The 24,745-nt window shown below is 69.6% G+C and carries 23 protein-coding genes and 2 pseudogenes; 17 read left to right on the forward strand and 8 right to left on the reverse strand.

Annotated elements, in window-relative coordinates:
* Window positions 1–156: 156 nt before the first annotated feature.
* From ACFOWZ_RS43640 to ACFOWZ_RS43650, 3 genes are all read left to right on the forward strand, one after another.
* On the forward strand, window positions 157–1,326 hold the full coding sequence (locus tag ACFOWZ_RS43640) for a DUF418 domain-containing protein (protein ID WP_382379880.1): 1,170 nt from the start codon (window positions 157–159) through the stop codon (window positions 1,324–1,326).
* Between the two features lie 366 nt (window positions 1,327–1,692).
* Window positions 1,693–2,376, forward strand: coding sequence for a response regulator transcription factor (locus tag ACFOWZ_RS43645; protein WP_382379882.1), 684 nt, complete (start codon window positions 1,693–1,695; stop codon window positions 2,374–2,376).
* Complete coding sequence (locus ACFOWZ_RS43650) at window positions 2,376–3,698, forward strand: sensor histidine kinase (RefSeq protein ID WP_382379884.1); 1,323 nt, start codon at window positions 2,376–2,378, stop codon at window positions 3,696–3,698. Before ACFOWZ_RS43645 ends, ACFOWZ_RS43650 begins: the two co-directional genes overlap by 1 nt.
* 49 nt (window positions 3,699–3,747) lie before the next feature.
* Here ACFOWZ_RS43650 and ACFOWZ_RS43655 read toward each other — a convergent pair.
* The 3 genes and pseudogenes from ACFOWZ_RS43655 to ACFOWZ_RS43665 all read right to left on the reverse strand — a co-directional run.
* Window positions 3,748–4,563, reverse strand: a pseudogene (locus tag ACFOWZ_RS43655) (LysR family transcriptional regulator); the annotation flags it as partial.
* Window positions 4,564–4,570: 7 nt separating this feature from the next.
* The gene (locus ACFOWZ_RS43660) at window positions 4,571–5,146 is read right to left on the reverse strand and encodes a hypothetical protein (protein ID WP_382379886.1); all 576 of its coding nucleotides are present in this window, start codon (window positions 5,144–5,146) and stop codon (window positions 4,571–4,573) included.
* A gap of 14 nt (window positions 5,147–5,160) precedes the next feature.
* On the reverse strand, window positions 5,161–5,766 hold the full coding sequence (locus tag ACFOWZ_RS43665) for a flavodoxin family protein (RefSeq protein WP_382379888.1): 606 nt from the start codon (window positions 5,764–5,766) through the stop codon (window positions 5,161–5,163).
* 289 nt (window positions 5,767–6,055) lie between these two features.
* On the opposite strand from ACFOWZ_RS43665, the gene ACFOWZ_RS43670 reads away from it, so the two are divergent.
* Genes ACFOWZ_RS43670 through ACFOWZ_RS43695 form a run of 6 tightly spaced genes read left to right on the forward strand, consistent with a single transcriptional unit; the run spans window position 6,056 to window position 11,063 of the window.
* Window positions 6,056–6,901, forward strand: coding sequence for a 2-amino-3,7-dideoxy-D-threo-hept-6-ulosonate synthase (locus ACFOWZ_RS43670; protein WP_382379890.1), 846 nt, complete (start codon window positions 6,056–6,058; stop codon window positions 6,899–6,901).
* Window positions 6,898–7,989: a 3-dehydroquinate synthase II family protein gene (locus tag ACFOWZ_RS43675; RefSeq protein ID WP_382379892.1), complete on the forward strand. Its 1,092-nt coding sequence runs from the start codon at window positions 6,898–6,900 to the stop codon at window positions 7,987–7,989. The genes ACFOWZ_RS43670 and ACFOWZ_RS43675 overlap by 4 nt, the downstream gene beginning before the upstream one ends.
* A gap of 1 nt (window position 7,990) precedes the next feature.
* Window positions 7,991–9,367 (forward strand): class I adenylate-forming enzyme family protein, encoded by a 1,377-nt coding sequence (locus ACFOWZ_RS43680; RefSeq protein WP_382379894.1) that lies wholly within the window; start codon window positions 7,991–7,993, stop codon window positions 9,365–9,367.
* Between the two features lie 25 nt (window positions 9,368–9,392).
* The gene (locus tag ACFOWZ_RS43685) at window positions 9,393–9,662 is read left to right on the forward strand and encodes an acyl carrier protein (RefSeq protein WP_204764482.1); all 270 of its coding nucleotides are present in this window, start codon (window positions 9,393–9,395) and stop codon (window positions 9,660–9,662) included.
* On the forward strand, window positions 9,659–9,925 hold the full coding sequence (locus tag ACFOWZ_RS43690) for a hypothetical protein (protein ID WP_382379896.1): 267 nt from the start codon (window positions 9,659–9,661) through the stop codon (window positions 9,923–9,925). The genes ACFOWZ_RS43685 and ACFOWZ_RS43690 overlap by 4 nt, the downstream gene beginning before the upstream one ends.
* Window positions 9,918–11,063, forward strand: coding sequence for a beta-ketoacyl-[acyl-carrier-protein] synthase family protein (locus tag ACFOWZ_RS43695; protein WP_382379898.1), 1,146 nt, complete (start codon window positions 9,918–9,920; stop codon window positions 11,061–11,063). Before ACFOWZ_RS43690 ends, ACFOWZ_RS43695 begins: the two co-directional genes overlap by 8 nt.
* A 28-nt stretch (window positions 11,064–11,091) precedes the next feature.
* Here the strand turns inward: ACFOWZ_RS43695 and ACFOWZ_RS43700 are convergent, their stop codons facing one another.
* Window positions 11,092–12,282 (reverse strand): RNA-guided endonuclease InsQ/TnpB family protein, encoded by a 1,191-nt coding sequence (locus ACFOWZ_RS43700; protein ID WP_382379900.1) that lies wholly within the window; start codon window positions 12,280–12,282, stop codon window positions 11,092–11,094.
* Between the two features lie 143 nt (window positions 12,283–12,425).
* On the opposite strand from ACFOWZ_RS43700, the gene ACFOWZ_RS43705 reads away from it, so the two are divergent.
* Genes ACFOWZ_RS43705 through ACFOWZ_RS43735 form a run of 7 tightly spaced genes read left to right on the forward strand, consistent with a single transcriptional unit; the run spans window position 12,426 to window position 20,936 of the window.
* Complete coding sequence (locus ACFOWZ_RS43705) at window positions 12,426–12,971, forward strand: beta-ketoacyl synthase N-terminal-like domain-containing protein (protein WP_382379902.1); 546 nt, start codon at window positions 12,426–12,428, stop codon at window positions 12,969–12,971.
* Entirely contained in the window at window positions 12,968–14,626 is a 1,659-nt protein-coding gene (locus ACFOWZ_RS43710) for a class I adenylate-forming enzyme family protein (protein ID WP_382379904.1), read from the forward strand. Before ACFOWZ_RS43705 ends, ACFOWZ_RS43710 begins: the two co-directional genes overlap by 4 nt.
* Entirely contained in the window at window positions 14,623–15,150 is a 528-nt protein-coding gene (locus ACFOWZ_RS43715) for a hypothetical protein (RefSeq protein WP_382379906.1), read from the forward strand. The genes ACFOWZ_RS43710 and ACFOWZ_RS43715 overlap by 4 nt, the downstream gene beginning before the upstream one ends.
* Window positions 15,147–16,049, forward strand: a complete 903-nt coding sequence (locus ACFOWZ_RS43720) for an NAD-dependent epimerase/dehydratase family protein (RefSeq protein WP_382379908.1) — start codon at window positions 15,147–15,149, stop codon at window positions 16,047–16,049. Before ACFOWZ_RS43715 ends, ACFOWZ_RS43720 begins: the two co-directional genes overlap by 4 nt.
* A complete protein-coding gene (locus tag ACFOWZ_RS43725) occupies window positions 16,046–17,890 on the forward strand; it encodes an FAD/NAD(P)-binding protein (protein ID WP_382379910.1) in 1,845 nt (614 codons plus the stop codon). Before ACFOWZ_RS43720 ends, ACFOWZ_RS43725 begins: the two co-directional genes overlap by 4 nt.
* Window positions 17,887–19,248 carry a class-II fumarase/aspartase family protein gene (locus tag ACFOWZ_RS43730; protein WP_382379912.1) on the forward strand — a complete coding sequence of 454 codons (1,362 nt, stop codon included), beginning with the start codon at window positions 17,887–17,889 and terminating at the stop codon, window positions 19,246–19,248. Before ACFOWZ_RS43725 ends, ACFOWZ_RS43730 begins: the two co-directional genes overlap by 4 nt.
* Before the next feature lie 29 nt (window positions 19,249–19,277).
* Complete coding sequence (locus tag ACFOWZ_RS43735; RefSeq protein WP_382379914.1) at window positions 19,278–20,936, forward strand: AMP-binding protein; 1,659 nt, start codon at window positions 19,278–19,280, stop codon at window positions 20,934–20,936.
* Window positions 20,937–20,988: 52 nt separating this feature from the next.
* On the opposite strand, the gene ACFOWZ_RS43740 is transcribed toward ACFOWZ_RS43735, so the two are convergent.
* Window positions 20,989–21,801, reverse strand: a complete 813-nt coding sequence (locus ACFOWZ_RS43740) for a methyltransferase domain-containing protein (RefSeq protein ID WP_382379916.1) — start codon at window positions 21,799–21,801, stop codon at window positions 20,989–20,991.
* A gap of 491 nt (window positions 21,802–22,292) precedes the next feature.
* Here ACFOWZ_RS43740 and ACFOWZ_RS43745 point away from each other — a divergent pair.
* A pseudogene (locus ACFOWZ_RS43745) lies at window positions 22,293–22,508 on the forward strand (lysine 2,3-aminomutase); the annotation flags it as partial.
* A gap of 146 nt (window positions 22,509–22,654) precedes the next feature.
* On the opposite strand, the gene ACFOWZ_RS43750 reads toward ACFOWZ_RS43745, so the two are convergent.
* From ACFOWZ_RS43750 to ACFOWZ_RS43760, 3 genes are read right to left on the reverse strand one after another with little or no spacing between them, the layout of a single operon-like run.
* A complete protein-coding gene (locus ACFOWZ_RS43750; RefSeq protein WP_382379918.1) occupies window positions 22,655–23,908 on the reverse strand; it encodes an alpha/beta hydrolase family protein in 1,254 nt (417 codons plus the stop codon).
* Window positions 23,905–24,378, reverse strand: coding sequence for a 3-hydroxyacyl-ACP dehydratase FabZ family protein (locus tag ACFOWZ_RS43755; protein ID WP_382379920.1), 474 nt, complete (start codon window positions 24,376–24,378; stop codon window positions 23,905–23,907). Before ACFOWZ_RS43755 ends, ACFOWZ_RS43750 begins: the two co-directional genes overlap by 4 nt.
* A complete protein-coding gene (locus ACFOWZ_RS43760) occupies window positions 24,375–24,677 on the reverse strand; it encodes an ApeI family dehydratase (protein WP_382379922.1) in 303 nt (100 codons plus the stop codon). Before ACFOWZ_RS43760 ends, ACFOWZ_RS43755 begins: the two co-directional genes overlap by 4 nt.
* Window positions 24,678–24,745: the final 68 nt, after the last annotated feature.

A 24,745-nucleotide genomic window follows, 5' to 3' on the forward strand; every position in this document is an offset into this window, starting at 1 on the left:
ACACCAAGTCGTTGCGTTCATCGGCAGCACCAAAGCACGGATCGCAAGACTTTGACCAGTTCAAACGGCCATGTGCGGTCGTCAGGCTCGTTGACCGATCTGTGAAGGCTGCATAGCTTTCGCAGGACGTGAAGATCGAGCCGAACAGGACCCGACATGACAACCGAACCTGCCCCAGCTGGCCGTTCACTGGCCCCGGACCTCGCGCGCGGCCTGATGCTGTTGCTCATCGCGCTGGCGCACGCGCCGGGGTTCCTGAGCTCCTGGCGGTCCGGGACGCCGTGGCTCGACGACGTCACGCTGCTGGTCAAGTCGCTGGTCGCCGACAACCAGGCCCGTGCGATGTTCGTGTTCCTGTTCGGCTACGGCATGGGCCAGCTCGCCCACCGGCACCACGCTCGCGGCGGCGACTGGCCGGGGCTGCGCACGCTGCTGCGACGCCGCAGCATCTGGCTCGTCCTGATCGGATTCGCCCACACCATCCTGCTCGTGCCCATCGACATCGTCGCCATCTACGGACTCGCACTGCTGCTGTTCACCCCGCTGGTGCGCGCCACGGACAAGACACTCGGCTGGACCGCCGCCCTGACCCTGGTGCCGGCCACGCTGCTGCTCGCCTGGCAGAGCGTCAACGCGCAACTCGGCCTCGAAGCCGGCACACCGGTCACCTTCGCGCAGTTCATGGAGCCCAACTACGGTGCGCATGTGCTCGCCAACGCGACCAAGCCGGCGCAGGCTGTGCTCGGTGTCGTGATGGTGCTGCCCGGAATGCTGCTCGGGATCTGGGCCGCCCGCCGCGGGTTCCTGGACCGGCCAGCCGAGCACCGCTCGACGCTGCGCCGTGCCGCTCTCGGACTGCTCACCCTGGCGTTGATCGGTCGGCTGCCGGCCGCCCTGCTGGCCGCCGGGGTGTGGCACACCGACTCCACGAGTCTGCAGTGGACGGTCGCCGTCGCGCACGACCTCACCGGGTTCGCGGGCGGCATCGGCCTGGCCGCCGCGGTCGGCCTGGCGTCGGCTCGGATCGGGACCAGGCCAGGCCGGCTCACCACCGCACTGGCTGCGCTGGGTCAGCGGTCACTGACCTTCTACCTGTTCCAGTCCGCGGTGTGGCTGGCGCTGTTCTACCCGTTCACCTTCGATCTGCGCGACGAGGTGAGCTTGGCCGGCAGCTACGGCATCGCTGCCGCCATCTTCGCCGTGTCGGTGCTGCTGGCGGAATGGATGCGCCGCACAGGGCAGCGCGGACCGATGGAGGTGCTGGTGCGCCGGATGTCGTACCCGCGCACTACACCGGTTCCTTCTCGGCAGGGATCCGCTTCGTAGCGCCGATTCCCCTTCGCGCTTCACCTGGGCTGTGCACCACGCGATCAGGGTCTCGACGGGTGGTGGACGTCAACTGCCACGGCACGCTGGTTGTGCAGCAGGTTCTCCCACCACCGGCCGACGACGTTGTGCGTGCCGAAAACGGCGTCCGTGCAGGTCAAGCCGCGAGTCTCTCCTGCCAGAGGCCTGATCAACGAGTACGAATCCGCAGCAGCCTGATACGCAGGTCAGACCGTCTGGCCGACCTTTGCTGTCCCACAGGTTCAACAAGGCTGCCGCACCGGCTCGTCGCGGTGTGTGCCGCCGGTGCGACTCCACGTGAGATTGGGGGATGTGGGCGTGGCGCGAAACTGACAAAGTGTCACCGTGTCGAATCCTGCACAGGCGCCGGAGCCGATCCGACTGCTCGTCGTCGAGGACGACCGGGAGATGGCGGCGATGCTGGCCGAGCTGTTCGTGAGCGAGGGCTACGAGGTCGACGTGGCGCTGGACGGGCAGGAGGGGGTGCATCTCGCGTTGAGCCGCAAGCCGGACATCATGGTGTTGGACCGGGGGCTGCCCGCGATCGATGGACTGGATCTCATGGTCCGGCTGCGGCGGGTGGGGGTGACCGCGAAGATCCTGATGCTGACCGGTCGCTCCGACGTCGCCGAACGGGTGCGGGGGTTGAACGCCGGGGCGGAGGACTACCTCGGCAAGCCGTTCGACGTGGACGAGCTGATCGCCAGAGTGCGGGCGCTGCACCGCAGGCACCTGGAGCACACCGATCTGCTCCCCCTGGGCCAGGGTTACCTCGACCTGCGTCAACGCGAGGTGCTGACCTCGCAGGGAGGTTCGGTCGAGCTGTCCGCCCGCGAATGTGACCTGCTCCGCACGCTCGCCGTGGCGCCCAACGTCATCTGCCGGCGCACGGATCTGCTCACACAGGTGTTCCCGGAAGCCACCTCGGAGTCCATAGTGGACACGTACGTGCACTACCTGCGCCGCAAGCTCGGGCGCGAGGCCATCCGCACCGTGCACGGTCTCGGCTACCGCGCTGGGTCCGTCTGATGGCCGCCACCACCGCTCGGCTGACGCTGCTGACCATGATGATCGTGCTGCTCATCGAGTGCGTCATCTACGTCATCACGGCGAACATGCGCGAGAACGACATCCGCGGCGACCTGATGTGGGCGATGGAGAACTCGTCGATCTCCAGACCACCCGCGTGCACGTGGCTGGTCGTCGCACGCGACGGCGTGGTCACCGGAACGACCGGGCTGCCTGCGGGGTTCCCGCTGGCGGGGAGCCTGCGCAACGCCGGTGCGCCGCTGTTCGAGCGGGTCCGCCTCGACGGGCAGGACTACCGCGTCCTCACGCAGCGGCGCGGCGCGGAGGCCGTGCAGGTCGTCCTCGACGAGCGGTTCCACTTGCTGGAGCGGCAGAATCTGTTGATCGCGTTCGGTGTGGCGCTGCTGCTGACCACCCTGACAGTGGGCGTCGTCGTCCCCGCTGGGAGCCGTTTCCTCTACAAGCGGTCGATAGCGCCGCTGAACGAAGCCCTGGCACGGCAACGGAGGTTCGTCGCCGACGCGAGCCACGAGCTGCGTGCCCCACTGACCCGGCTGCACACGCAAGCGCAACTGCTGGCACGCAAGGCGGACAAGATGGAATGTCCGGAAGCCCTGGCCGCCGACATGCGCCGGCTGGTGAACGGCACCCGCCAGCTCGGTGACCTGGTCGATGACATCCTCCACTCCGCGATCTCCGCCGAACAGTCGCAGCCGGATCTGGTGGACCTGGCGGAACTGGCCGACGAGGTGGTCGCGGCGGAGGACGTGCGAGCCACCGAAGCGGGACTGGTGCTGGAGGTTCAGCACGACGCGGGTCCGTTCCTCGTGTCCGGCGAGGTCTCCGCGCTGCGCCGGGTGGTGACCGCGTTGGTGGACAACGCGATCGGCCACACGCCGGCCGGCGGCACCGTCGTCGTCGTGCTGGAGATGCCGACCCCGGACACGGTCCGGTTGTCGGTGCGCGACAACGGGGTCGGCTTCGACCAGGCGAACGGGCGATCGCTGTTCGAGCGCTTCCACCACGGCACGGCCGGGCGGGGGAAGCGGTTCGGCATCGGCCTGTCGCTGGTCCGCGAGGTCGTGGAAGCTCACCACGGCACGATTTCCGCCGAGGGCAGGTCCGGCGCGGGCGCGGTGTTCACAGTGGACCTGCCCGCCGTGGGACCCGCGATCGGGTTGACCGCCATCACGTCCGCCTCGATGACGCAGGTGTTGCAGTGGGCCTCGGGGAGTTCACGTAGCGCCGGTAGTCGACCGGATCGGCCTCCAGCACGAGATGCGGCTTGCGAGAGCGGAAAACCTCGTCGGACGCCATCGTGACGAGGTCGGTCGCGACGCCGGCCAGCGGTGAGCTGGGCTGCCAGACCAGCATGGTGCGGCGCCAGAGCGGTTCGTCGGCGAGGGGACGGAACACCACGTCGGTCACGGAAGCCGAGGTCGGGGGGAACAGGCCGACGGTGGTGCCGGAGCCGACGATGGCGGCCGCGGTGCCGTGGTCGGCTCCGAAGTGGCGGAACCGCGGCACGAACCCGGCCCGCTCGCAGGCGGTGCGCAGGCTCTGCCGCAGGCCGCCCTCCTTGTCGGCCGGCGCGATCCAGTCGTACTCGGCGAGCTGCGCCAGGTGGATCCGGTCGCGGTCGGCCTCCGGGTGGTCGAACCGCAGGCCGACCAGCAGCGGCTCGACGCCGAGGTCGCGGAAGACCAGCCGTCGTGGTTTCGGCGCCGGGGCATCCGGATGCTCGGTGATCACCGCGAGGTCGAGGCGCGAGGTGCGCACCAGTTCCACGACCGCCTCGGAGTGCTCCTCCACGTAGGTGATCTGCTCGTGGTCCGGTAGCAGGCCGCGCAACGCCGCGGCGACGGTGGAGATCCACGGGCTGTCCACTCCTCCCAGCCGGACCGTCGCCGCCCCGCCGCCGTGCGCACGGGCGCGCGCCGCGGCGATCAGGTCCTCGAACTGACCGATCAGCACCCGCGCCCCGAGCAGGACGTGGGTGCCCAGTTCGGTCGGCTCGACCCCGTGCGGGCGGCGCAGGAACAGCGGTGCGCCGAACTCCCGCTCGATCCGGCCGAGCTGCGCGGTGAGGCCGGACTGCGCGATCTGCAACGTGGCCGCGGCCCGGCTGACGCTGCCCGCCTCGGCCACCGCCACGACGACCTGCAGATGCCGAAGTCCCAACTCCATGACGCCCTCACCTGTCCGATCGGAAACATCTGAGCACGAACGCGACCCCGATCAGGGACAGCAGCGTGGCCCAGATCGAGGAGGTGTACCTCGCCTGCAGGAATGTGTGGTTCGCGGCGTCGACCAGCCACGGTTCGCGAGTGGCCGCTTGCGGCAGCCGCGACAGCGACGGCGCGATGTGCCGGTGGTGGTTCGCGGCCAGCAGGGAGCCGAGCGCGGCGGTGCCGAGCGCGCCACCCACCCGCCGGATGGCGCTGTTGATCGCCGCACCCGCGCTGCTCGTCTGCGGTGGCAGTACGGCCATCATCGCGGTGGTGATCGGCGCACTGATCACTCCCTCGCAGCGGTCGCCGAGCACGCCGCCCGCGAACACGGCCGCGGCGAGGACCAGCGAGTACGAACTGCTTGCCCAAGCCAGTTCCCCCGCGTTCGCGCCGAGGCCGCGCACCGGATCGGCGAGCGTCTCCACGGCGATGTCGAGGATGGAGTTGTCCAGCCAGAGCAACGTCTGTGCCGCGCCCGCGACCGCGACGACCGCCCAGGTCCGGGTGCTCCCCCAGTTCCTCGCCACGGCCTGCGACACGTCGGGAACCCTTTTCACAGTGAAAGCGCCCTCTTGCCCGCGACGACGATCCGCGCGTACTCGGCAACCCTTCTGCCCAGGTATTCGGCGGTCTCGAGATCGGCCTTGTGCATCAGTTCGGGGCCTTCGTCGATGTTGGACTGCGCGGCGGCACCGTGCGAGAAGCCCAGTCGGTTCAGGTCGTACTCACTGCCGTTGGAGGAACACCATCCGGAACGCAGGCCCAGGTTGATCCACACCATTCCGTGCTGGGCGGCGAACGTGGTGAAGTACCCGAGGGTGCCGGACTTGTCGCCGGCCTTCGCACCGGAGTTCGTGAAGCCCGCCGCCAGCTTGTCCTGCCAGCGCCGGGTCAGCCAACGACGACTGCTGGCCTCCGCGAACTGGTGGAACGCGGCCGACGCGGACCCCATGTACGTCGGGGCGCCGAAGATCACGGCGTGCGCTTCGTCGAGCTGGAACCACTGCTCAGAGGTGATCTCGTCGACTGCGATGGCCGCGACATCGACACCGGCCACGCCCTGGGCTCCCTGCCGCACCGCCGCGGCGAGCTTGCCGGTGTGCCCGCGCCCGTCATGACACGCCACGACCAGGCGCACCGGATCCGTCGGCTCGTTCAACAAGACCTCCTGCTCTTCATCGAGACTGCGGCACCGCAGAATCTGTCACAAGAAAATGAGAAAGTTCTTAGAGCACCGACATGTTCGCCTACCGTCCGAACGGGTGGCACGACGCGTCCGCACGGCCCACGCCAAAAATAGTGCTGTTTGAGCCTGAACCGGCATAACTCCCGAGTTATGCGCAAGAGTTATTTGTTCGCGGCCAGCGACCGTGACTAGCCTGCCGACTTGAAGGTTTTCATTCATATTCTTCGCTGAACCAGCTTTCGAAAAGGAGGGTTCAGACGGCATGACGAATACCGGAAAGCTATTCCGACTCCGCCGGTTGTCCTCGGCGAACGACGGGAGGCACCTGTTCGTCCCGCTGGACCACAGCGTGTCCGACGGTCCGATCGCGCCCTACGACCGATGGCACGACCTGCTCCGGAACCTGGTGACGGGAGGAGCGGACGCACTCATCGTCCACAAAGGACGAGCACGGCTGGTGCCTCCGTCCATCCTGGCTTCCTGCGCTCTGGTGGTGCACCTCAGCGCGGGCACCGCCCACGCCGCCGACACCAACGCCAAGGTGCTCGTCGGCATGGCAGAGGACGCGCTGCGGCTGGGCGCCGATGCGGTCAGCGTGCACGTGAACATCGGTTCCGACACCGAGGCGCGGCAACTCGCCGACCTCGGCGCGGTCGCGACGGCGTGCGAGGCCTGGGGACTACCGCTGATCGCGATGATCTACCCGAGGGGACCGCGGATCATCGACCCGAAGGACCCGGCGCTGCTCGCCCACGTCGTCAACATCGCCGCCGATCTGGGCGCGGACCTGGTGAAGACCTCGGTCACCCTGCCGGTGCGGCGGATGGCGGAGGTCGTGGCGAACTCACCGATCCCGGTGCTCGCCGCGGGCGGGCCGATCGACGGCTCCGACCTGATCGCCTGCGCCACCGAACTGATGGCGGCGGGCTGCGCGGGCCTCGCGGTGGGCCGCAAGGTCTTCACCTCCTCCAACCCGGCATCGCTGGTGGCCAGGCTGGCCGCCGTGGTGCACGGACCGCATGCCACCGTGCCGAATTCGGCGGCACACCAGGCAGCGCACCAGACCGACCTCTCCCGAATCCCGACGATGACGACAGGTGCTCGATGACGCTCGCTTGGATCGATCTCCGGACCGTGGCCCCGCAACACGTCGAAGGCGTCGTGGACGCCGCCATCCACTCCCGGTTGCACGGCATCCTGTCCGACGACCCCGCCGCCCTCGCGACCCTGCCCCCGACCATCGCGAGCATCCTGGTCGGCGCGGCCGAGGACCACACCGGCATCACCACGACCGTCGTCGCGGACCAGGCCGAACTGGACGCGCTCGTGCTGACGGCGGGCGACCGCGAGAACGTCGCGGCCTGGGTGGACGTGCACGACGACCGCACGCTCCAACTCGCGTGCGCCGCCGCCGTCGCGCTGCCCTACAGCGTGGTGCGGTTCGCCGACCCGACCAAGATCCCTCTGGAGATCGTGCTGGCCTCCGCCGACCGCGCTCCCGGCAAGCTGTTCACGGTCTGCGGCGACCTCGAAGAAGCGTCGATCGTCGTCGACGTGCTGGAGCGCGGTTCCGAGGGCGTGCTGCTCGCACCGAAGGACGCGACCGAGGTCTTCGCGCTGAGCCGGATGCTGGAGACGGCCAGCCCGAAGCTGGAACTGGCGACGCTCGTCGTCGACCGCATCGAGCACCACGGCCTCGGCGACCGGGTGTGCGTCGACACCTGCACGCACTTCGAGGAGGACGAAGGCATCCTGGTCGGCTCGTTTTCGACCGGATTCCTGTTGAGCTGCAGCGAAACCCACCCACTGCCCTACATGCCGACCCGGCCGTTCCGGGTCAACGCGGGCGCGTTGCACTCCTACGTGCTCGGGCCGGACAACCGGACCAACTACCTGAGCGAACTGCGCTCCGGCAGCACGGTCCTCGCGGTCAACTCCGAGGGCCGCACCCGCCGGGTCGTGGTCGGCCGGTCCAAGCTGGAGTCCCGACCGCTGCTCAGCATCACCGCGCATTCCGTTGATGGCACCGAGATCAGCCTGACCGTGCAGGACGACTGGCACGTCCGGCTGCTCGGCCCCGGTGGCAAGGTCCGCAACGTCACCGAGCTCCAGCGGGGTGACGAGCTGCTCGGCTACCTGGCGACCGACCAGCGGCACGTGGGCATCCCGATCGGCGAGTTCTGCAAGGAGCAGTGAGATGCGGGGTCTTCTCGAAGAGCTGTTCGACGCTCACCCCGGCGGGCTGCCCTACCTGGTGCACGGCGGACATGTCGTGTCCCGTGCCGAGGTCCGGTCGGCCGTCGCCGAGGAAGCCAAGGTGTTCTGCGGTTTCGGCATCGGGGACGGCTCGACCGTCCTGGTGCAGGTGCCGCCGAGCCGCACCCAGGTCGAGGTGGTGTTCGCGCTGTGGTCGCTGGGCGCGCAGGTGATGCTGGTGGACCACCGGCTGGCGCCGGCCGAAGTCGACGCGCTGCGTTCGTTGTGCCGTCCGGAGTTCACCGTCCGAGCCATGGCCGGCGGGCGGTTCGCGATGGCGTTCCAGCCCGCCTACGAGGTGGTCACCGAGCACCACCGCGACGGTGAGCGGGCGACGACCGGGCACCGGCTGATCCAGTTCAGCTCGGGCTCGACCGGGCAACCGAAGGTGATCGGCCGGACACCTGCGTCGCTGGCCGCGGAGGTCGAGCGGTTCACCCGGATCGACGGGATGCCCGAGGCGGGCGAACGGCTGCTGTTGCTCAGCTCGACCGCGCACAGCTTCGGGCTGATAGCCGGGCTGCTGCACTCGCTCAGGGCCGGCGTGGCCGTGGTGTTCACCCGACGACTGTCCGCGAAGGACGTCTTCACCACCGCCGAGGAACACGACGTGCACGTCATCTTCGGCACCCCCTTCCACTACGAACTGCTGACCACGGCGAAGTCCGTGCCCGCCCTGCCCTCCCTGCGGGCGGCGGTGTCGGGTGGAGAGCTGATGAGCGATGGGCTCGCCGAGGCGTTCCTGGAACGCTTCGGCTTCCGCCTCGGCGACTCCTACGGCACCACCGAGACCGGTGTGATCGCGATGGACGTCAGCGGAACGTCCCGGCCGGCGGTCGGTCCCGCCGCCCCCGGCATCGTGGTGCGGGTCAACCACGGCGAGCTGGAGGTGGAGCTGCCCGACGGCACCCCCTACCTTCGGGGGTCCGATGTGGACAGATACTCCGCCGGCTGGCTGCGGACGTGCGACAGGGCCGAGCAGGACGAGCACGGGATCGTGCGACTGCTCGGCCGCAGCGACTCTCTGGTGGTGATCGGCGGGCTGAAGGTCGACCTGATCGAGGTCGAGTCCGTGCTGCGTCAGCATCCCCGGATCACCGACGTGGTGGTGATCCACGTCGAGTCCATCGAGGCGTACGTGGCCGCGGCGGAGGACGGCCCCGCCGCCGGGGAACTGGCGGGCTGGTGCCGCGACCGGCTGGCCGCCTACAAGGTCCCGAGGCTGATCCGGGTGCTGCCGGAACTGCCCCGCACCTCCAACGGGAAGTTGATCCGGCGCACGCAGGCCCTGCGCGAAGCCGTTTCCCAACCGTCCTGATTTCCCGACGCAGAAGGGTTGGCCCATGCCGACGCTGGAGAAAGAGATCCGCGACTTCATCCTCACCACGGTCGTGGAGGAGATGAACCACCCGATCGAGCCCGACCAGATGACCAGCGAGAGCCCTCTGGGCAGCGGTGGGATCGACCTGGACTCGCTGAGCCTGATCGAGCTGACCATGCGCCTGGAACGCCGGTTCAACGTGCAGTTCCCGGAGACCGACATCGAGCCGCTCAGTGCGATGACGCTGGGCGAGCTGGCCGCCGTCACCGTGGAGCGGGGCGCCACGGCATGACCACGCGCGTGGAGATCACGACCGCGGTCGTGCGGGAACTGCTCTCCGATCCCAAGATCTTCCCCGACCTGCCGGCGGACCTCGACGAGGACGCCGAGCTGGCGCTGGACTCGTTGGCGCTGGTGTGGTTCCTGCACCAGCTCGGCACCAGGTACGACCTGGTGGTCGAGCCGGACGACGAGCACCTCACCGAGTTCGGATCGCTGCGCGGCATCACCGAGTACCTCAGCCGGGTGCAGGCGGGTGAATCCGGCGATGAGTGAGGTGGTGGTGACCGGGTTCGGGGTGCGGACGGCGTTCGGCCGGGGTGCGGACGCCCTCCGCCGCGGAGTTTTCGGTGGTGTGCCGGCGTTCGCGCCCACCACGCGGTTCGACACCGGCCCGTACCGGACGCCGTTCGCCGCCACCACCGGGACCGACAAACCCGACCTGATGCGGGACGTGCTCGGCGAGTGCACCGACGAAGCCGTGGAGATGGCCGGGTTCACCGCGCGCGACGACACTGCCGTGCTGGTCGGGACGTCTGGTGACTTCGCGGTGCTGACCCGGTTCTGGCGCGGCGAGGCCGGCGTCGAGGCGGCCGACACGATCCCCGCGTGGCAGGCCGACCTGCTCGCCGCGCGGATCGGCGCCTCCTCCGGGCGGCGGCTGGCGTTCACCAACGCGTGCGTCGCCTCGGCGGCGGCGATCATCCACGCCTGCGGGCTGATCGCGTCCGGCCGGGTGGAGTCGGCCGTCTGCGCGGGGGCCTACCTCGTGGAGGAGGAGGTCTTCGCCAAGTTCGACTCGGGCCGGGCCATGTCGCGCGACGGCTTCGTCCGGCCGTTCAGCGCGGACCGCGGCGGAATGCTGCTGGGCGACGGTGTCGCGACCGTGGTGCTGGAGTCCGCGGAGGCGGTGAGACGCCGGGGTGGACGGCCGCTCGCCGCGGTCGTGGGCTGGGGCGCGGGCTCGGACGCGTTTCACGTCTCCCGGCCGCATCCGGACGGTGCCGGACTGGCCGCCGCGGCCCTGCGGGCACTGCGCCGCGCGGACGACCCGGACGGACTGCGCATCGACTACGTGAACGCGCACGGCACCGCCACCAAGTTCAACGATCCCGCGGAGACCCGTGGCCTGCACAGGGTGTTCGGCACACGGGCCGACCACGTACCGGTCAGCTCCACGAAGAGCACGACCGGGCACATGCTGGAAGCCGCCGGGGTCGTGGAGTTCGTGATCACCTTGCTGGCGCTCACCGACGGCGTGCTGCCGCCGACGGCGAACTTCACCGAGGCCGACCCGGACTGCGACCTCGACTACGTGCCCAACGTGGCCCGCGACGCCGACGTGCGCCGCGCGCTGAACGTCAACGCGGCGTTCGGCGGGGTCAACACCGCACTCGTGCTGGAGCGCAGTTGACTTCCTCCTCTCGTGAACGAAGGGATTCCTACAGCTCGCGCCGCAGGGTTTTCTGCTTCGTCACCGACTGCCCGCCCGGAGTGTTCCGTTGAGGTCTTACACCGGCTCCACAGACCGACGCCGCCAGCCCGGCGGCCAGAATGTTGCGTGCCGCGTTCACATCCCGATCATGGGTCGTGCCGCAGCCACACGTCCACGTGCGCAGGTGCAGCGGCATCGCCGCCGCGAGTGCGCCACAGGCCGAGCACAGCTTGGACGACGGGAACCAGCGATCGATCACAATCACGTCCCGTCCGTGCCAGCCCGCTTTGTACTCCAGCTGCTGCCGGAACTGCCGCCAGCCCGCGTCATTGATGGCGCGGGCGAGGCGGTGGTTGCCGACCATGTTCGACACCGCGAGATCCTCGATCACGAGCGTTTGGTTTTCGCGCACGAGCCGAGTGGTGACCTTGTGCAGGAAATCGGTACGGCGGTCGGCGATCCGAGCGTGCAGACGAGCGACCCTGACACGGGCCTTGGCCCGGTTGTTGCTGCCTTTCTGCTTGCGGCACAACGCCCGCTGCGCCCTGGCCAGGCGTTCCCGATCCCGGCGCTCGTGCCGGGGATTGCCGATCTTCTCCCCGGACGACAGCACCAGCAGGTGATCGAGCCCGACATCGATGCACACCACCGCATCCGTGACGGGCAACGGCGTCACGCTCGGGTCCTCGCACAGCAAGGACACGAACCAGCGACCGGCCGCGTCCCGCGACACGGTCACCGTCGACGGCACCACGCCCTCGGGCAGTGGCCGCGACCAGCGGATGTCCAGCGGCTCGGCCATCTTCGCCAGCGTCAACACCCCGTCACGCCACCGGAACGCAGACCGCGTGTACTCCGCCGAAGCGCGCGACTTCTTCCGCGACTTGAACCGCGGAAACCGCGCACGCTTCGCCCAGAAGTTGCCGAACGCCGTCTGCAGATGCCGCAACGCCTGTTGCAACGGCACCGCCGACACCTCGGCCAGAAACGCCAGCTCCTCGGTGCGCTTCCACACGGTCAGCAACGCCGACGTGGCCTCATAGCCGACCCGCTCCCCACGCGTCCACGCCTCCGCACGGGCCTGCAACGCCAGGTTGTACACCTTGCGGACACACCCGAACGTGCGCGACAACTCCGCCGCCTGCACCTCACTCGGATAGAAGCGGTACCGGAACGCCCGCTTCACCTGCCCGTTCACAGTTCACAAAATACCGAACCACTGTGTGGCCTTAGGTGGGTGGGTCGTGGACGCCGTGACGGCGACACAGCTGTCCCTGCTCTGCCCCGCAGGGGTCCGCTTCCTCCCCGCCCTGAAGGACCGGTCTCCTCGGAGGACCTCAGATGATCACCGCCACCCGCGCGGACCCGGTACCGGGGTTCGTGGAGTCCCCGTTCAACCCGCTGATCCACGAGGTCGCACGGCGCTGCCTGACCGAACGGCCGGGCGACGGCACGCGGACCGCGCTGCTGGTGGGCAGCACGGTCGGCGACTCGGGCACGACGGACCTGGCGAGCAGGTTGCTGATCAGCGGGCAGGTGAGCAACCCGCTGCTGTTCATGCAGGCCACCGCGAACGCGATCCTCGGCTACGTGAGCAAGGAGTTCGGGATCACCGGGCCGCTGATCGCGATGTCCGCGCTGACCGACCTCGGTTCCGCGCTGCTCGACACCGCGCACGTCCTGCTGGACGACGAGGAACTGGACAGGGTTCTTCTCGTCGGCGTCGAACTGGCAGGGAGCGACCGCACCGCCGCGTTCTGCCGGGAGCTGGGGCTGGCGCCGCCCACCGAGGACTTCGCGGTCGCCCTGCTGGTCGACCGGGACACCTCGTTCGAAGACTCCGATGGGTACGACCTCCGACGACTGGCTGAAGGACCAACACGATGATCAGCAAAGCGGAACGCGCGCAGGTGCTGGCGGACGCGACGCTCGGCGCGGGCAACGTGATCCACCGGTTGAAGGCCTACGGCCGGCCGTTGGACGAGGAGGTCCTGCGGACCGACGGCACGTGGCAGGCGCCCGACGGCAGCCACCCGGCGGCGCTGACGCTCGGCGACCTGCACGCCGCCGTCGAGGTCTACGCGTCGTGGTTCCACGCCCGAGGGGTGAAGCCACGTGACATCGTGGCCGTCCAGACCCGGTCCAGCACCGAGTTCGCCGTCAACTACCTGGCGCTGACCTCGCTGGGCGCGATCCCGTCGCTGGTGAACGGCAACCTGCGCCCCGAGATCGCCCGCGAGTACATCCGCCGCCAGCGCGTGGTCGGCGCGGTGGCCGACGACGAGCACGCCAGGACCCTGGCCGGCGGCGACCTGGAACTCGGGTTCCTGGTCACCGCGGCGGACATCGCCGAGGCGGGACCGCTGCCGGAGAACTACCCGTACCGGCACCACTCCACCGACCCGATCATCATCTCGCACTCGTCCGGCACGACGGGGATGCCGAAAGGCGTGCCGCACACCCACGAAACCCTGCTGTACGCCCAGTTGTACCGGCTGAAGCTGTCGATCGGCGACGCGATGGGCAGGCTGCTCGTGGCGATGCCCGGCTCGCACAACTCGGCGGTGTCGGTGATGTTGTTCGGCTTCCTGCTGCGCTCGCCGATGTTGCTGCTCTCGAGTCAACGCGGTGCCGACGTGCTGGACGCGATCGAGGAGTTCCGGCCCACGACCGTTTTCGCATTCGCCGGGACGTACGGCGAGATCGTCGCCGAGGACCTGGACGCGCGCGACCTGGAGAGCGTGGAAGCCTGGTACAACAGCGGCGACGCGATCCATGAGGCGTATGTGCGCGAGCTGGTCACGCGGGGCAGCCACGTGACCGTGAACGAGGACTTCCAACGCGTCCGGGTGCCGGGCTCGGTGTTCACCGACGGCCTCGGCTCGTCGGAAGCCGGCTACTCGATGTTCCACATCGGCCACCGGACGGGAAGTTCGACCTACGGCCGGTGCGTCGGCAAGCCGATCAGCTTCGCCGAGGCCGCCGTGCTGTCCGAGGACGGGCAGCCGCTGCCCGCCGGGGTCGTCGGCAGGCTCGGGGTGCGCTCCCCCACGCTGACACCGGGCTACTGGAACGACTCGTTGACGTTCTACCAGCTGCGGCTCGGAGGCTACTGGCTGACCGGTGACCTGGCCGTGCGGGACGAGGAGGGCAACTTCTACCACCTCGACCGCGTGCCGGACGCGATCCGGACGAGTGAGGGCATCGTCTTCAGCACCTGCACCGAGGAGTTGCTGCTGGCCGAACTCCCCGAGCTGGCCGACTGCACGGTGGTCGGCGTGGCGCCGGAGGGTGTGCGTGCGGACTGGGAGGGCGACGGCCTGGCGGACGCGTACGCGCTCCTTCAGGTCACGGACGACGGCCCGGACGATGCCAAGTGGACGGAGCTGGTCAACGATGCGTTGCGCGCCAGGGGTTTCCCGCCCGTCACGCGAGCACTGCGGATGGACGCGGCCGACGTGATCAAGGGAGCGACCGGCAAGGTGCTCAAGCGGCTCATGCGCGAGCGGTTCTCCGAACAGCTCGCCGGAGGACGCGGATGACCACGATGAACGACCCGGACACCACGACCCGCGCGGAGCTGATGGACGTCTACCGCTCGTGGTGGCTGCATGACGCCCGCTGGTACCAGGGGGTGGCGAAGCGGTTCGGATCGGCCGTCGCGAACGAGATCAACGCGGAAGCGCTGCGGTTCGTGGCGACGAGCATCGGCCGGAAGGTCGCGCGCCAGTTCGGCGGAAAACCCGCGCGGGACGTGGAAGAACTGCGGCAGCGCTACGAGATGTGCGCCGACCGGACGTTCCCGCGCGAGCTGCGGGACCTCCAGGCGGTGGTGCTCGACGACGACGTGATCGAGGTCGTCATGCGGCAGAACTTCGCGGTCACGATGGTCCGGATGGCGGGTTCGCTGGAGGACTACGAGTGCCCGTGCACCGAGGTGCACGCCGGATGGTCGGACGGGCTGGGCGTGCCGCTCGTGGAGAACTGCTCGACCGGATGCCTGCGCTTCGGCGACCCGGCATGCCGTCTGCTAATCCGCTTCAAGCCAGAAGGAGTCCAGTCTTGAGGGTCGTCGTCGCCGGTGCCACCGGACTCATCGGGACCGCACTGCTTCCGCTGCTGCAGGCCAGGGGCCACCACGTGACCGCACTCGTACGTGACGAGTCGAAGACGGTGTCCGCCGACACCGTCGTCGCGGACGCGCTCGACCCGGCAGCCGTGCGCGACGCGCTGCTCGCCGCCCGGCCGGACGTCGTGGTGCACCAGCTGACCGCGCTGCGGCAGATGAGCGCGGAAGCGTTCGAGACCACGGCGCGGCTGCGTACCGAGGGCACCGCGAACCTGATCACGGCGGCCAGGGAGGCCGGGGCCGCGAAGCTGGTGGTGCAGAGCATTTCCTTCGCCACGGCCCCACTCGGCGACCCCGTCCTGTCCGAGGACGCGCCGCTGTACCTGGACGCACCGGATCCGGGGTGGTCGAGGACCGTTCAGGCCGTGGCCGAGATGGAACGCCTGGTGCTCGGCACACCGGACATCGCGGGCACGATCCTGCGCTACGGCACGCTGTTCGGCGCGCAGACGCAGTACGACCCCGCCGGCCCGTTCGGTGCCGTGATCCGCAGGGGCCAGCTGCCGATCCCGTCGACCGCCACGGGAGTGACGTCGTTCCTGCACGTCCAGGACGCCGCACTGGCCGCTCTGTCCGCTGTGGACAGTGACGTCACGGGTGTGTTCAACATCGCCGACGACGAACCGGCGGAGGGTGCGACGTGGCTGCCCGAGTACGCGCGTCTGCTCGGCGGCCCGCCACCGCGCCCGATTCCGTCCGACCTGGCCGAGAAGGTGTTGGGGTGGTTCGCGAACTACCAGCTCACCGCCATGCGCGGCGCGCGAACGGACCGGGCGCGCACGGAACTGGGCTGGAAGCCGACGGTGTCCTGGCGCCACGGCCTGGCCTCCGGGTGAGCGCCCTGCGGATCTGCCTGGTCGGGGCCGGGCCGCGGGGAACCTCCGTGCTGGAACGGATCTGCGCCAACGCCGACGGCCGCGCGGTCGAGGTGCACGTCGTGGATCCGTTCCCGCCGGGACCGGGCGGGGTGTGGCGCACCGGGCAGTCCGGCCATCTGCTGATGAACACGGTCGCCTCGCAGATCAGCCTGTTCACCGACGACAGCGTGCCGTGCGAGGGGCCCGTGGTACCGGGGCCCAGCCTGTACGAGTGGGCGCAGACGACAGGCCGCGACGAGGCCCTGGTCCTCGGTCCGGACGACTACCCGACCAGGGCGTTCTACGGCCGGTACCTGCGCTGGGTGTTCCACCGGCTGGTCACCACCGCGCCGGAGTCGATCAGCGTTGTCGTGCACACCGGCACTGCTGTCGCCCTGGACGACGCCGACGGACAGCAGACCGTCACGCTGCTCGACGGCACCCGCCTGACCGGGATGGACGCGGTCGTGCTGGCACTCGGCCACGGTCCGCTCGCGCGCAGCCGCGAGCAGGGCGAGAACCGCCGGTTCGCGTTGCGGCACAGGCTCTGCCACATCGAGCCCGCCAACCCGGCCGACGTCGACCTGAGCCCGATCGCGCCGGGCACGGCCGTCGCGGTCCGCGGCGTCGGCCTGAACTTCTTCGACTACCTGGCGCTGCTCACGATTGGCCGTGGTGGCACGTTCGAACAGGCCGAGGAAGGTCTGCGCTACCTCCCGTCCGGCCTGGAACCGGTGCTGTACGCGGGTTCCCGCCGCGGCATGCCGTACCACGCACGCGGCGAGAACCAGAAGGGCGCGCACGGCAGGCACCACCCGTACTTCCTCACCGACATGGTCATCGCGAACCTGCGCAAGCGCGCCGACTCCGGCGAACCGGTCGGCTTCCGCGAAGCGGTGTGGCCGTTGGTGGATCGAGAGGTCCGCGCCGTCTACTACAGCCTGGTCGTCAAGGCCGGGCGCGGCGAGACGGCGTCGCAGGCGTTCCTCCAGTCGTTCGTGCAAGGCATCCCGGACGACGACGAACGGCTGCTGGACCAGTACGGGGTCACCGAGCGGTGGGACTGGGACCGCATCGAGCGGCCTCAGGGCGACCGGGTGTTCGCCGACCGCGCCGAGTTCTGCGGCTGGCTGCTCGACCACCTGCGCGACGACGTGCGGGAGGCGAGGCGGGGCAACCTGTCCAGCCCGCTCAAGTCGGCGCTGGACGTGCTGCGGGACCTGCGCAACGAGATCCGGCTCGTGGTCGACCACAGCGGGATCAGCGGCGACTCCTACCGTCACGAACTGGAGGGCTGGTACAACCCGCTCAACGCGTTCACCTCGATCGGCCCACCGGTGCGGCGGATCGAGGAGATGATCGCGCTGGTCGAGGCGGGCGTGCTACACGTGGTCGGTCCGCGGATCCGGATCCGCCGCCACACCACCGAAGGCGTGTTCCTGGTGGATTCCGAGGCGGTTCCCGGCCCGCCCGTGCGCTGCCGCGGCCTCATCGAGGCCCGGCTGCCGGACATCGACCTGCGGCGCAGCGCCAACCCGTTGCTGCGCTACCTGCTCACCACCGGCCAGTCCCAGCCCTACCGCGTCGGCGGCTACGAGAGCGGTGGCCTGGCCGTGACCGAACGCCCGTACCGGCTGATCGACCGCGCCGGTCTCGCGCACCCCACCAGGTTCGCGTTCGGCGTGCCCACCGAGGGCGTGCACTGGGTGACGGCGGCGGGCATCCGTCCCGGCGTCGGCTCGGTGACGCTGGAGGACGCCGACGCCATCGCCAGAGCAGTGCTGACCGTCCACTCCCAGCACAGGAGCGTGAACGCATGAGCCGCACCGATTCCGGCCTGCTCGCCCCGACGTGGGCCGGTACGCCGGTCGAGGCCGCCACGTGCGACGAGGCGTGGCTGAGCGCGATGCTGGAGGTGGAGGCGGCGCTGGCCCGCAGCCAGGCCCGGCTGGGGCTGATGCCCGCCGAGCACGCCGAGGTGATCACCGAGGTCGCCGCGGCGGGTGGTCTCGACGTCGTCGCGCTGGCACGGGCCGCACGAGCGGCGGCGAACCCCGTGGTGGCGCTGGTCCCGGCCTTCACCGCGCTGGTGGCGGCAGTGGATCCGGCGGCCGCCGAGCACGTGCACCGCGGCTCCACCAGCCAGGACGTGCTCGACTCCGCCGTGATGCTGATCGCCCGCCACGTGCTGGCGCAGATCGACGGTGACCTGAGCCGGACGGCCGCGGCACTCGCCGCAATGGCCGAGGAGCACCGCGACACCCTCATGGCGGGCAGGACGCTGGCCCAGCACGCCGTGCCCACGACGTTCGGGCTGAAAGCGGCGGGATGGCTGCAACTGGTGCTGGACGCGCTGGCGAAGGTGCGATCCGTCGCATGCGCGGGCCTGCCCGCCTCGCTCGGCGGCGCGGCGGGAACTCTGGCCGCCTACGGCGAGTTCGCCCGGCCGGAGCGCGACGGCGTGGAGCTGATCGCCCCCTTCGCCGAGGAGCTGCGTCTGGCCGAACCGGTCCTGCCGTGGCACACCGTGCGCACGCCGATCGCGGACCTGGGCGCGGTGCTCGGCTTCGTCACCGGAGCACTGGGCAAGTTCGCGGTGGACGTGCAGACGCTCTCCCGCACCGAGATCGGCGAGGTCACCGAACCCGCGGCCGACGGCAGAGGCGCGTCATCCGCCATGCCGCAGAAGCGAAACCCGGTCCTGGCCACGCTCATCCTGTCCGCCGGCCGGCAGGTCCCGGCCCTCTCACTGGTGCTGGCGCAGTCGATGATCGCCGAGGACGAACGTCCGGCGGGCGCGTGGCACAGCGAATGGCAGGCGTTGCGCGAGGCGCTGCGACTGGCGGGCGGAGCGGCGTTCACCGCGGCGGAACTGGCGGAAGGCCTGGAAGTCCACCCGGATCGGATGCGAGCGAACGTCGAACTGACCCACGGCGCCATCGTCGCGGAACGGCTGGCGGTGGCGCTCACCCCCGCGTTGGGCAAGGCCCAGGCCAAGGCGTTGCTCACCAGGGCGTCCACGACGACGGGGGCGCCGTTCGACGAGGTCCTGCGCACCCTCCCGGAGCTGGCCGGCCTCGACCTGGACGACCTGCTCGACCCGGCCCGCTACACGGGCGCCGCGGGCCAGCTGGTGGACCGGGTGCTGCTCCGCTACCGCAACTACACGAGCTTGTGAACGACAACTCGCACTGCGACACACCGGAAGTGAAGACCGTGAACCCGATCACCACCTTGCGCCCCGACGCCACCACCTCGGACCAGTACCGCAGGGAGGGCCACTGGCGCTCCGGCACCGTCCTGGACGACCTGGCGCGGTGGCGTGCCGAGACCCCCAACGCCCCCGCCCTTCTCGTGTCGGAGACCGGCCGGGGCACCCTGGAGCTGACCTACGCGCAGTACGCCGAGTACGTGGACCGCTTCGCCGGCGCGCTGCACGCGCTGGGGGTGCGCAGCGGTCAGGTCGTCGCGATCCAGTTGCCGAACGTCTGGCAGGTCGGACCGCTGGTGCTGGCCTGCACCCGGCTCGGGGCCGTCGCGGCGCCGATCATGTGCGCGTTCCGCCCCCGCGAGCTGGAGCGGATGCTCCGCCGGCTGGATGCTGTCGTCTGCGTGACCGTCGATCGGTGGGACAACTTCGACCACGCGGCGGCGCTGGCCGAGATGGCACCCAGGCTGCCCGCACTGCGCCACCGCGTGGTGCTCGGCGAGCGGACCACGGACGGCGAACTCGACTTCCGCGAGTACTTCGAGCAGACGGAACACACCTCTCTGCCGGATCCGTCCGTTGTGGACCCGGACCGGGTCTCCCTGGTGCTGTTCACCTCCGGCACCTCCGGTGAGCCGAAGGCCGTCCTGCACACCCTCAACACCTCGTACGCCTGGTACGCCCCCGTGGCAGCCGCCGACGGCATCGGCCAGGACAGCCGCGTTTACTCACCGAACGCGGCGACACACGTCGTCGGCCTCAACTTGGGCATCTTCATGCCGCTGCACCGCGGGGCCTGCGCGGTCGTGACGGACCGCTGGGAGCCGGAGGCCGTCATCGGATTCCTGGCCCAGGCCGAGGTCAGCTGGATGGTCATCGTCCCGGTCTTCCTCTCCGTCCTGATCGACGCGATGGAACGCACGTCGCAGCGACTGCCCACGGTGCGGATCATTCGCGCGGGAGGCACCACCGTCCCGCAGCCACTGTTCAGGAGGGTGACCGAGATCTTCGGAATCCCGCTGGACGTGGGCTGGGGCATGACGGAAGGCGCCACCACGTTCACCCGCACCGGAGAGCACCCGGAGCTGGCCGGCCGCACCGTCGGGCGCGGGGCCCCTGGCCACGAGATCGACCTGCGGGCCGACCACCCGATCAGCGACGAGCGACCTGGGCGTCTCTTCGTCCGCAGCCCTTCGCTGTGCCTGGCCACCTGGGGCCGGGACGACGGTCGGCTGACCGTGCTCACCGAGCACGACGACGGCTGGTACGACACCGGTGACCTGGCGGCGCCGGACGGCCACGGCGGCATCCGGCTGCACGGCCGCGCCGAGGACCGGATCGGCGTCATCATGATCCCGGTCAGCGACGTCGAGTCGGTGCTGCTGGACCACCCCGACGTACGGGACGTCGCCCTGGTCGGCTACCCGGACGGCCACGGCGGCGAGCTCGCCTGCGCGGTCGTCGTACCGGGAGAGGGGACGCCCACCCTCGACGGCCTCCGCGACTGGCTCGACGGGCTCGGCATGAGCGCCTGGTGCCAGCCGTCCCGCCTGGAACTCATGTCCCAACTGCCGCGCAACGAGACCGGCAAGGTGCGCAAGAACCTGCTCCGGCAACGACTTCTGGCGGGCTCAGGACAATCGGGTCGCCCAGCATGATGAACGGCGCTTTTGTCCACCTCAGGTGCACAAAAGCGCCGTTCATCATGACCTACGGGGCCAGGCGGGCCGTGGTGACGAAGAAGATCGCCGTCGCGGTGAAGGCGTTCCGGCGAGAAAGATCGCCCAGGTCGTCCTTCCACCGCGCCGCCGCCTCCTCGCTGACGACGCCCTGGGTGAGAGCCGCCGTCAGGGCCGGCTCCAGCACCACGCCGAACGCGGACGCATGGTCGTTCAGGCTCGCCATGACGGGAACGACGGAGATGTCGGTGAATCCGGCGTCGGCGAGGTGGTAGGCGTTGTGGGTGCCGGCGTGGGGATTCGGGACGGCCGAGCAGAACGCGTCCTTGACCACTTCGGTCGTCTCCGGGATCCGCGAACTCACCACCATCGACGCGAGATCGGGGTCCGCGAGAACGATCGTCCCACCCGGCCTCAGCACCCTGCGGGCCTCGGACAGCGCCTCGGCGGGATCGGGGAAGTGGAGGAAGGTCCGCTCGGACCGGTACCACGACAGTTCAGCGTCCTCGAACGGCAACTCGAAGGCGCTGCCCCTGACAACGTGACAGTGCGGGAACCGGGCCAGGGCCGCGTCGACCATGGCCTGACTGCTGTCGACCCCAACGGCGTCCTTCCCGAGCCGGACGAGATCCGCGACGGCGCGTCCGGCACCGCACCCGATGTCCGCTCCCCTGCTCCCGGCGGCCTCTACGGCGCGATAGGTGGCCTCCCGCACCGCGCGGCCGCTCTCGCTCTCCTCCATCTTCCGCAGATAGGCGATGAAGTCCTCGGGAACGGCGGAGGAATCAACGTCATGGAAGTGTGCCGCAATGCTTTCGACGGTGCGTGGTCCGGTGGTTTCCACGTGCTGCTGTCTCCCGTCAGGAGGGTGCCTGATGATTCAGTGCGATGAGATTTCGCAACATTTACCAACACCTGCAACTTAGCGCATTTGCACGGGAATTGACAGCGATTCGGGAGGGACAGACGCGTTCGGGGACACGCGAACGGAACGGACACCACCTGAGCCCATAAGCCCCTGATCACAGGGCACCAACTCGCCCGGCATCGGCGCATGCGCTTATGACGTAGTCATGACACGGTCGCAACCCTGGACCCTCTTTGCCAGGATCATGTGAGGCACCCGTGTGAGCAGAATCCGGACGACCTCCTTCTTGTTACCCTTCCCAGGCCCGCCGGGTCGCCCCAGGGGATCTCACCCCTGAGCTCCCACAGAAGGGAACCCTAATCCGTCAGAACTCGGGCATCCATTGAACCTCGTTTTGATGTCGGTTCCCAACTCTCGGCACTTCAACGGTGATTCAGTCGCGTTCGTCTTTCTGTCCCACCGGAGACATGTGCGACATGATCCCCGACGTGGAGCACTGGAGGGTGTCCGTCCGGGAAGCGCAAGAGCTGCAGCACGCGATCATGGGCTACCTGCCGGGGTACGCGACGCCGCGGATCGTGTGCGACGACCGGACCGGGATCGAGCTCGAGGCCCCGGAGGCGCTTTCGGGACATCTTCCAGAGGCGGCCCCATCGGCATGTTTGCCTGGTCAGCCCCCATGGAGTCTCATTGGGTCCCGACGTCAAATGTCCCCCAGAATGTTCCAGGAGGTCCACAAAGGACACCATCGGCCGTCCACAGTGGAGGCTCTTGGTCACGGATTGGTCCAGCGCCCTGCGCGGACCGCCGCTCCGGCCGACTCGGAGCGTCAGCGCCGCAGCAGCCGCCAGTAGCGGCCCCACGGCACCATGGCGAGACCGCCCACGATCAGCAGGCCGAGCCTCGCCTTCGCCGTGCCGGGAAGCCGGGGCCAGAGCCGTCTCGCCCGCACGGCGGTGAGGGCCGTGGCCGCCACGGTCGCCGCCGCCGTCCCCTGCAGGGCCAGCCAGGGCAGGGTCCGGCCACCGAATGTCGGTCCCAGCGCGGGTTTCTCGTCCACGGTGATGCGGAGGAAGTAGACGATCCAGCCACCGACGGTGACCGAGCCGAGCACGGCCGCCCAGCGGCTCACCCGGTCCAGTTCCGCCGGCCGGCTCAGGCTGCCGGGAAAAGCGATGAGGAACAACGCCAAAGCGGCGCACTGGACACCGGTCGACTCCCACCACTCCAGCGGGTCGATCGTCCTGCTGCACACGGCTTGCACCGGTGGCACAGCACTGGTCTCGGACCGTGCGGCCGCCGGCGCGCCTGTGATCCACGACGCCACGAACTCCACGTAGCCGGGTGCGAGCTTTGCCGGTTGCCCCGGTTCGCACACACCGTGATCCGCCCCCGGAACCACCCGGAGGGTGTTCCGATCGTTGCCCGCCAGCGCCTCGCGGAAGATCAGCAGACTCTCCCCCGGCGGCACGACCGTGTCGTGTTGACCCCAGAGCGCCAGCACCGGCTGGCGCAGCGTGCGGAGCACCGGCACGCCGTCGTGGTGCGCCTCCGCGAGCAGGCCGGCACCCGCGAGTTGCCGGATCCCCACTTCCGCCAGAGCGTCCACCATCGCGCCCCGCACGCCGTTGCGACGCAGGTAGGTCTCCAGCGCCCAGCCCTGCTGGCGGGCAGGGGGCAGTCCGCTGGCCCCGACCAGAACCACGTACGCGATCTCGTCCGAACGGGACGCGGCCAGGGGTGCGACCCAGCCGCCCTCGGAGAAACCCCACAGCCCGACCCGCTCCCGGTCGGTCTCCGGTTGCGCGGCGAGCAGCCTGACCGCGGCGAGCGCGTCCGCGGCCAGCAGGCCGTAGTCGCGTCGGGTGACCGAGTAGCCCTCGGTGCGCTTGTCGTAAGTCAGCGCGACGATGCCCTCGCGCGCGAAAGCCTCGGCGTGCGCCGTGAGCGAGGACCGGGGTCCCGGACCCGATCCGTGCACCAGCACCACGCCGGGCCTGCCGGTGCCGCGGGCCGGTACGTGAAGTGTGCCGCGCAGAGTCGTCCCCGCGTTCTCGAAGGACACCTCCCTGGTCAGGATCACGAAGTACCCACCGCCGCGGGCAGCGTTCCAGCCGGGCGGATCGCGAGCACGACACGTTCCAGCGACAGCACGACCTCTCCGCCGACGCGGGTCTCGCCGGAGACGATCACCGTGCCGGGTATCGCCCGCACCACCCGGACGTCGTGGTGCAGCACCTCACCTGGGACCACCCGGCGGCGGAACTCCAGCCCTGACAGCTTTCCCGCGAGCATGACGTGGTCGCGAGGCACGTCGAGGACGCCGGTGAGACCGAGCACCACCCCGGCGGCCTGCATCCACGACTCGACGACCAGCGTCTCCGGGTAGGCGTGGTCATCGTCGTCACCGATCTCGTCGTACCAGGGCTCGTTGCAGCTGACCGCCTTGACCACCACCAGCCTCGTGCCGTCGTCCGTCCACGTCGCACCGTCCACCAGCAACATCGGGTACCGGTGCGGAAGCAGCTTCTTGATCTCCGCCACGCCGATCACACCGTCCTCCTCTCACCGAGCCCGATTCGAACCACCGCGGCCGGGCCCCTGTCCGTGCCGACCCGAGCCTCACAAACGTGCTGATCCCAGCGCAGCGAGATCGTGATCACGTCGTGCGGGAACACCGGCGACTGGAACCTGACCGAGTGCACGGCGACGAGTCCGGCCGGGCTGTCCGGCACCACCTGACGGACCGCCAGGTGGACGCACTCGACCAGACAGACACCGGGAAAGACGGGCAGGCCCGGGAAGTGCCCGGCGAAGACCGGCTCTCGCGGTGAAACACCGAGTTCCAGCACGGCAGACCAGCGACCATCCACTTCGGACGGTGGCTGGACGAGACGGGGCCGGCCCCGCACCGGGCCCT

The sequence above is a fragment of the Lentzea rhizosphaerae genome (assembly GCF_042649515.1).
GTDB classification, from domain to species: domain Bacteria; phylum Actinomycetota; class Actinomycetes; order Mycobacteriales; family Pseudonocardiaceae; genus Lentzea; species Lentzea aerocolonigenes.

Excerpts from the sequence above, each read along its gene's own strand:
- ACFOWZ_RS43640 (WP_382379880.1), top strand. The coding sequence starts at position 157 with ATGACAACCGAACCTGCCCCAGCTGGCCGTTCACTGGCCCCGGACCTC.
- ACFOWZ_RS43650 (WP_382379884.1), top strand. The coding sequence starts at position 2,376 with ATGGCCGCCACCACCGCTCGGCTGACGCTGCTGACCATGATGATCGTG.
- ACFOWZ_RS43670 (WP_382379890.1), top strand. The coding sequence starts at position 6,056 with ATGACGAATACCGGAAAGCTATTCCGACTCCGCCGGTTGTCCTCGGCG.
- ACFOWZ_RS43675 (WP_382379892.1), top strand. The coding sequence starts at position 6,898 with ATGACGCTCGCTTGGATCGATCTCCGGACCGTGGCCCCGCAACACGTC.
- ACFOWZ_RS43680 (WP_382379894.1), top strand. The coding sequence starts at position 7,991 with ATGCGGGGTCTTCTCGAAGAGCTGTTCGACGCTCACCCCGGCGGGCTG.
- ACFOWZ_RS43685 (WP_204764482.1), top strand. The coding sequence starts at position 9,393 with ATGCCGACGCTGGAGAAAGAGATCCGCGACTTCATCCTCACCACGGTC.
- ACFOWZ_RS43690 (WP_382379896.1), top strand. The coding sequence starts at position 9,659 with ATGACCACGCGCGTGGAGATCACGACCGCGGTCGTGCGGGAACTGCTC.
- ACFOWZ_RS43695 (WP_382379898.1), top strand. The coding sequence starts at position 9,918 with ATGAGTGAGGTGGTGGTGACCGGGTTCGGGGTGCGGACGGCGTTCGGC.
- ACFOWZ_RS43705 (WP_382379902.1), top strand. The coding sequence starts at position 12,426 with ATGATCACCGCCACCCGCGCGGACCCGGTACCGGGGTTCGTGGAGTCC.
- ACFOWZ_RS43710 (WP_382379904.1), top strand. The coding sequence starts at position 12,968 with ATGATCAGCAAAGCGGAACGCGCGCAGGTGCTGGCGGACGCGACGCTC.
- ACFOWZ_RS43715 (WP_382379906.1), top strand. The coding sequence starts at position 14,623 with ATGACCACGATGAACGACCCGGACACCACGACCCGCGCGGAGCTGATG.
- ACFOWZ_RS43730 (WP_382379912.1), top strand. The coding sequence starts at position 17,887 with ATGAGCCGCACCGATTCCGGCCTGCTCGCCCCGACGTGGGCCGGTACG.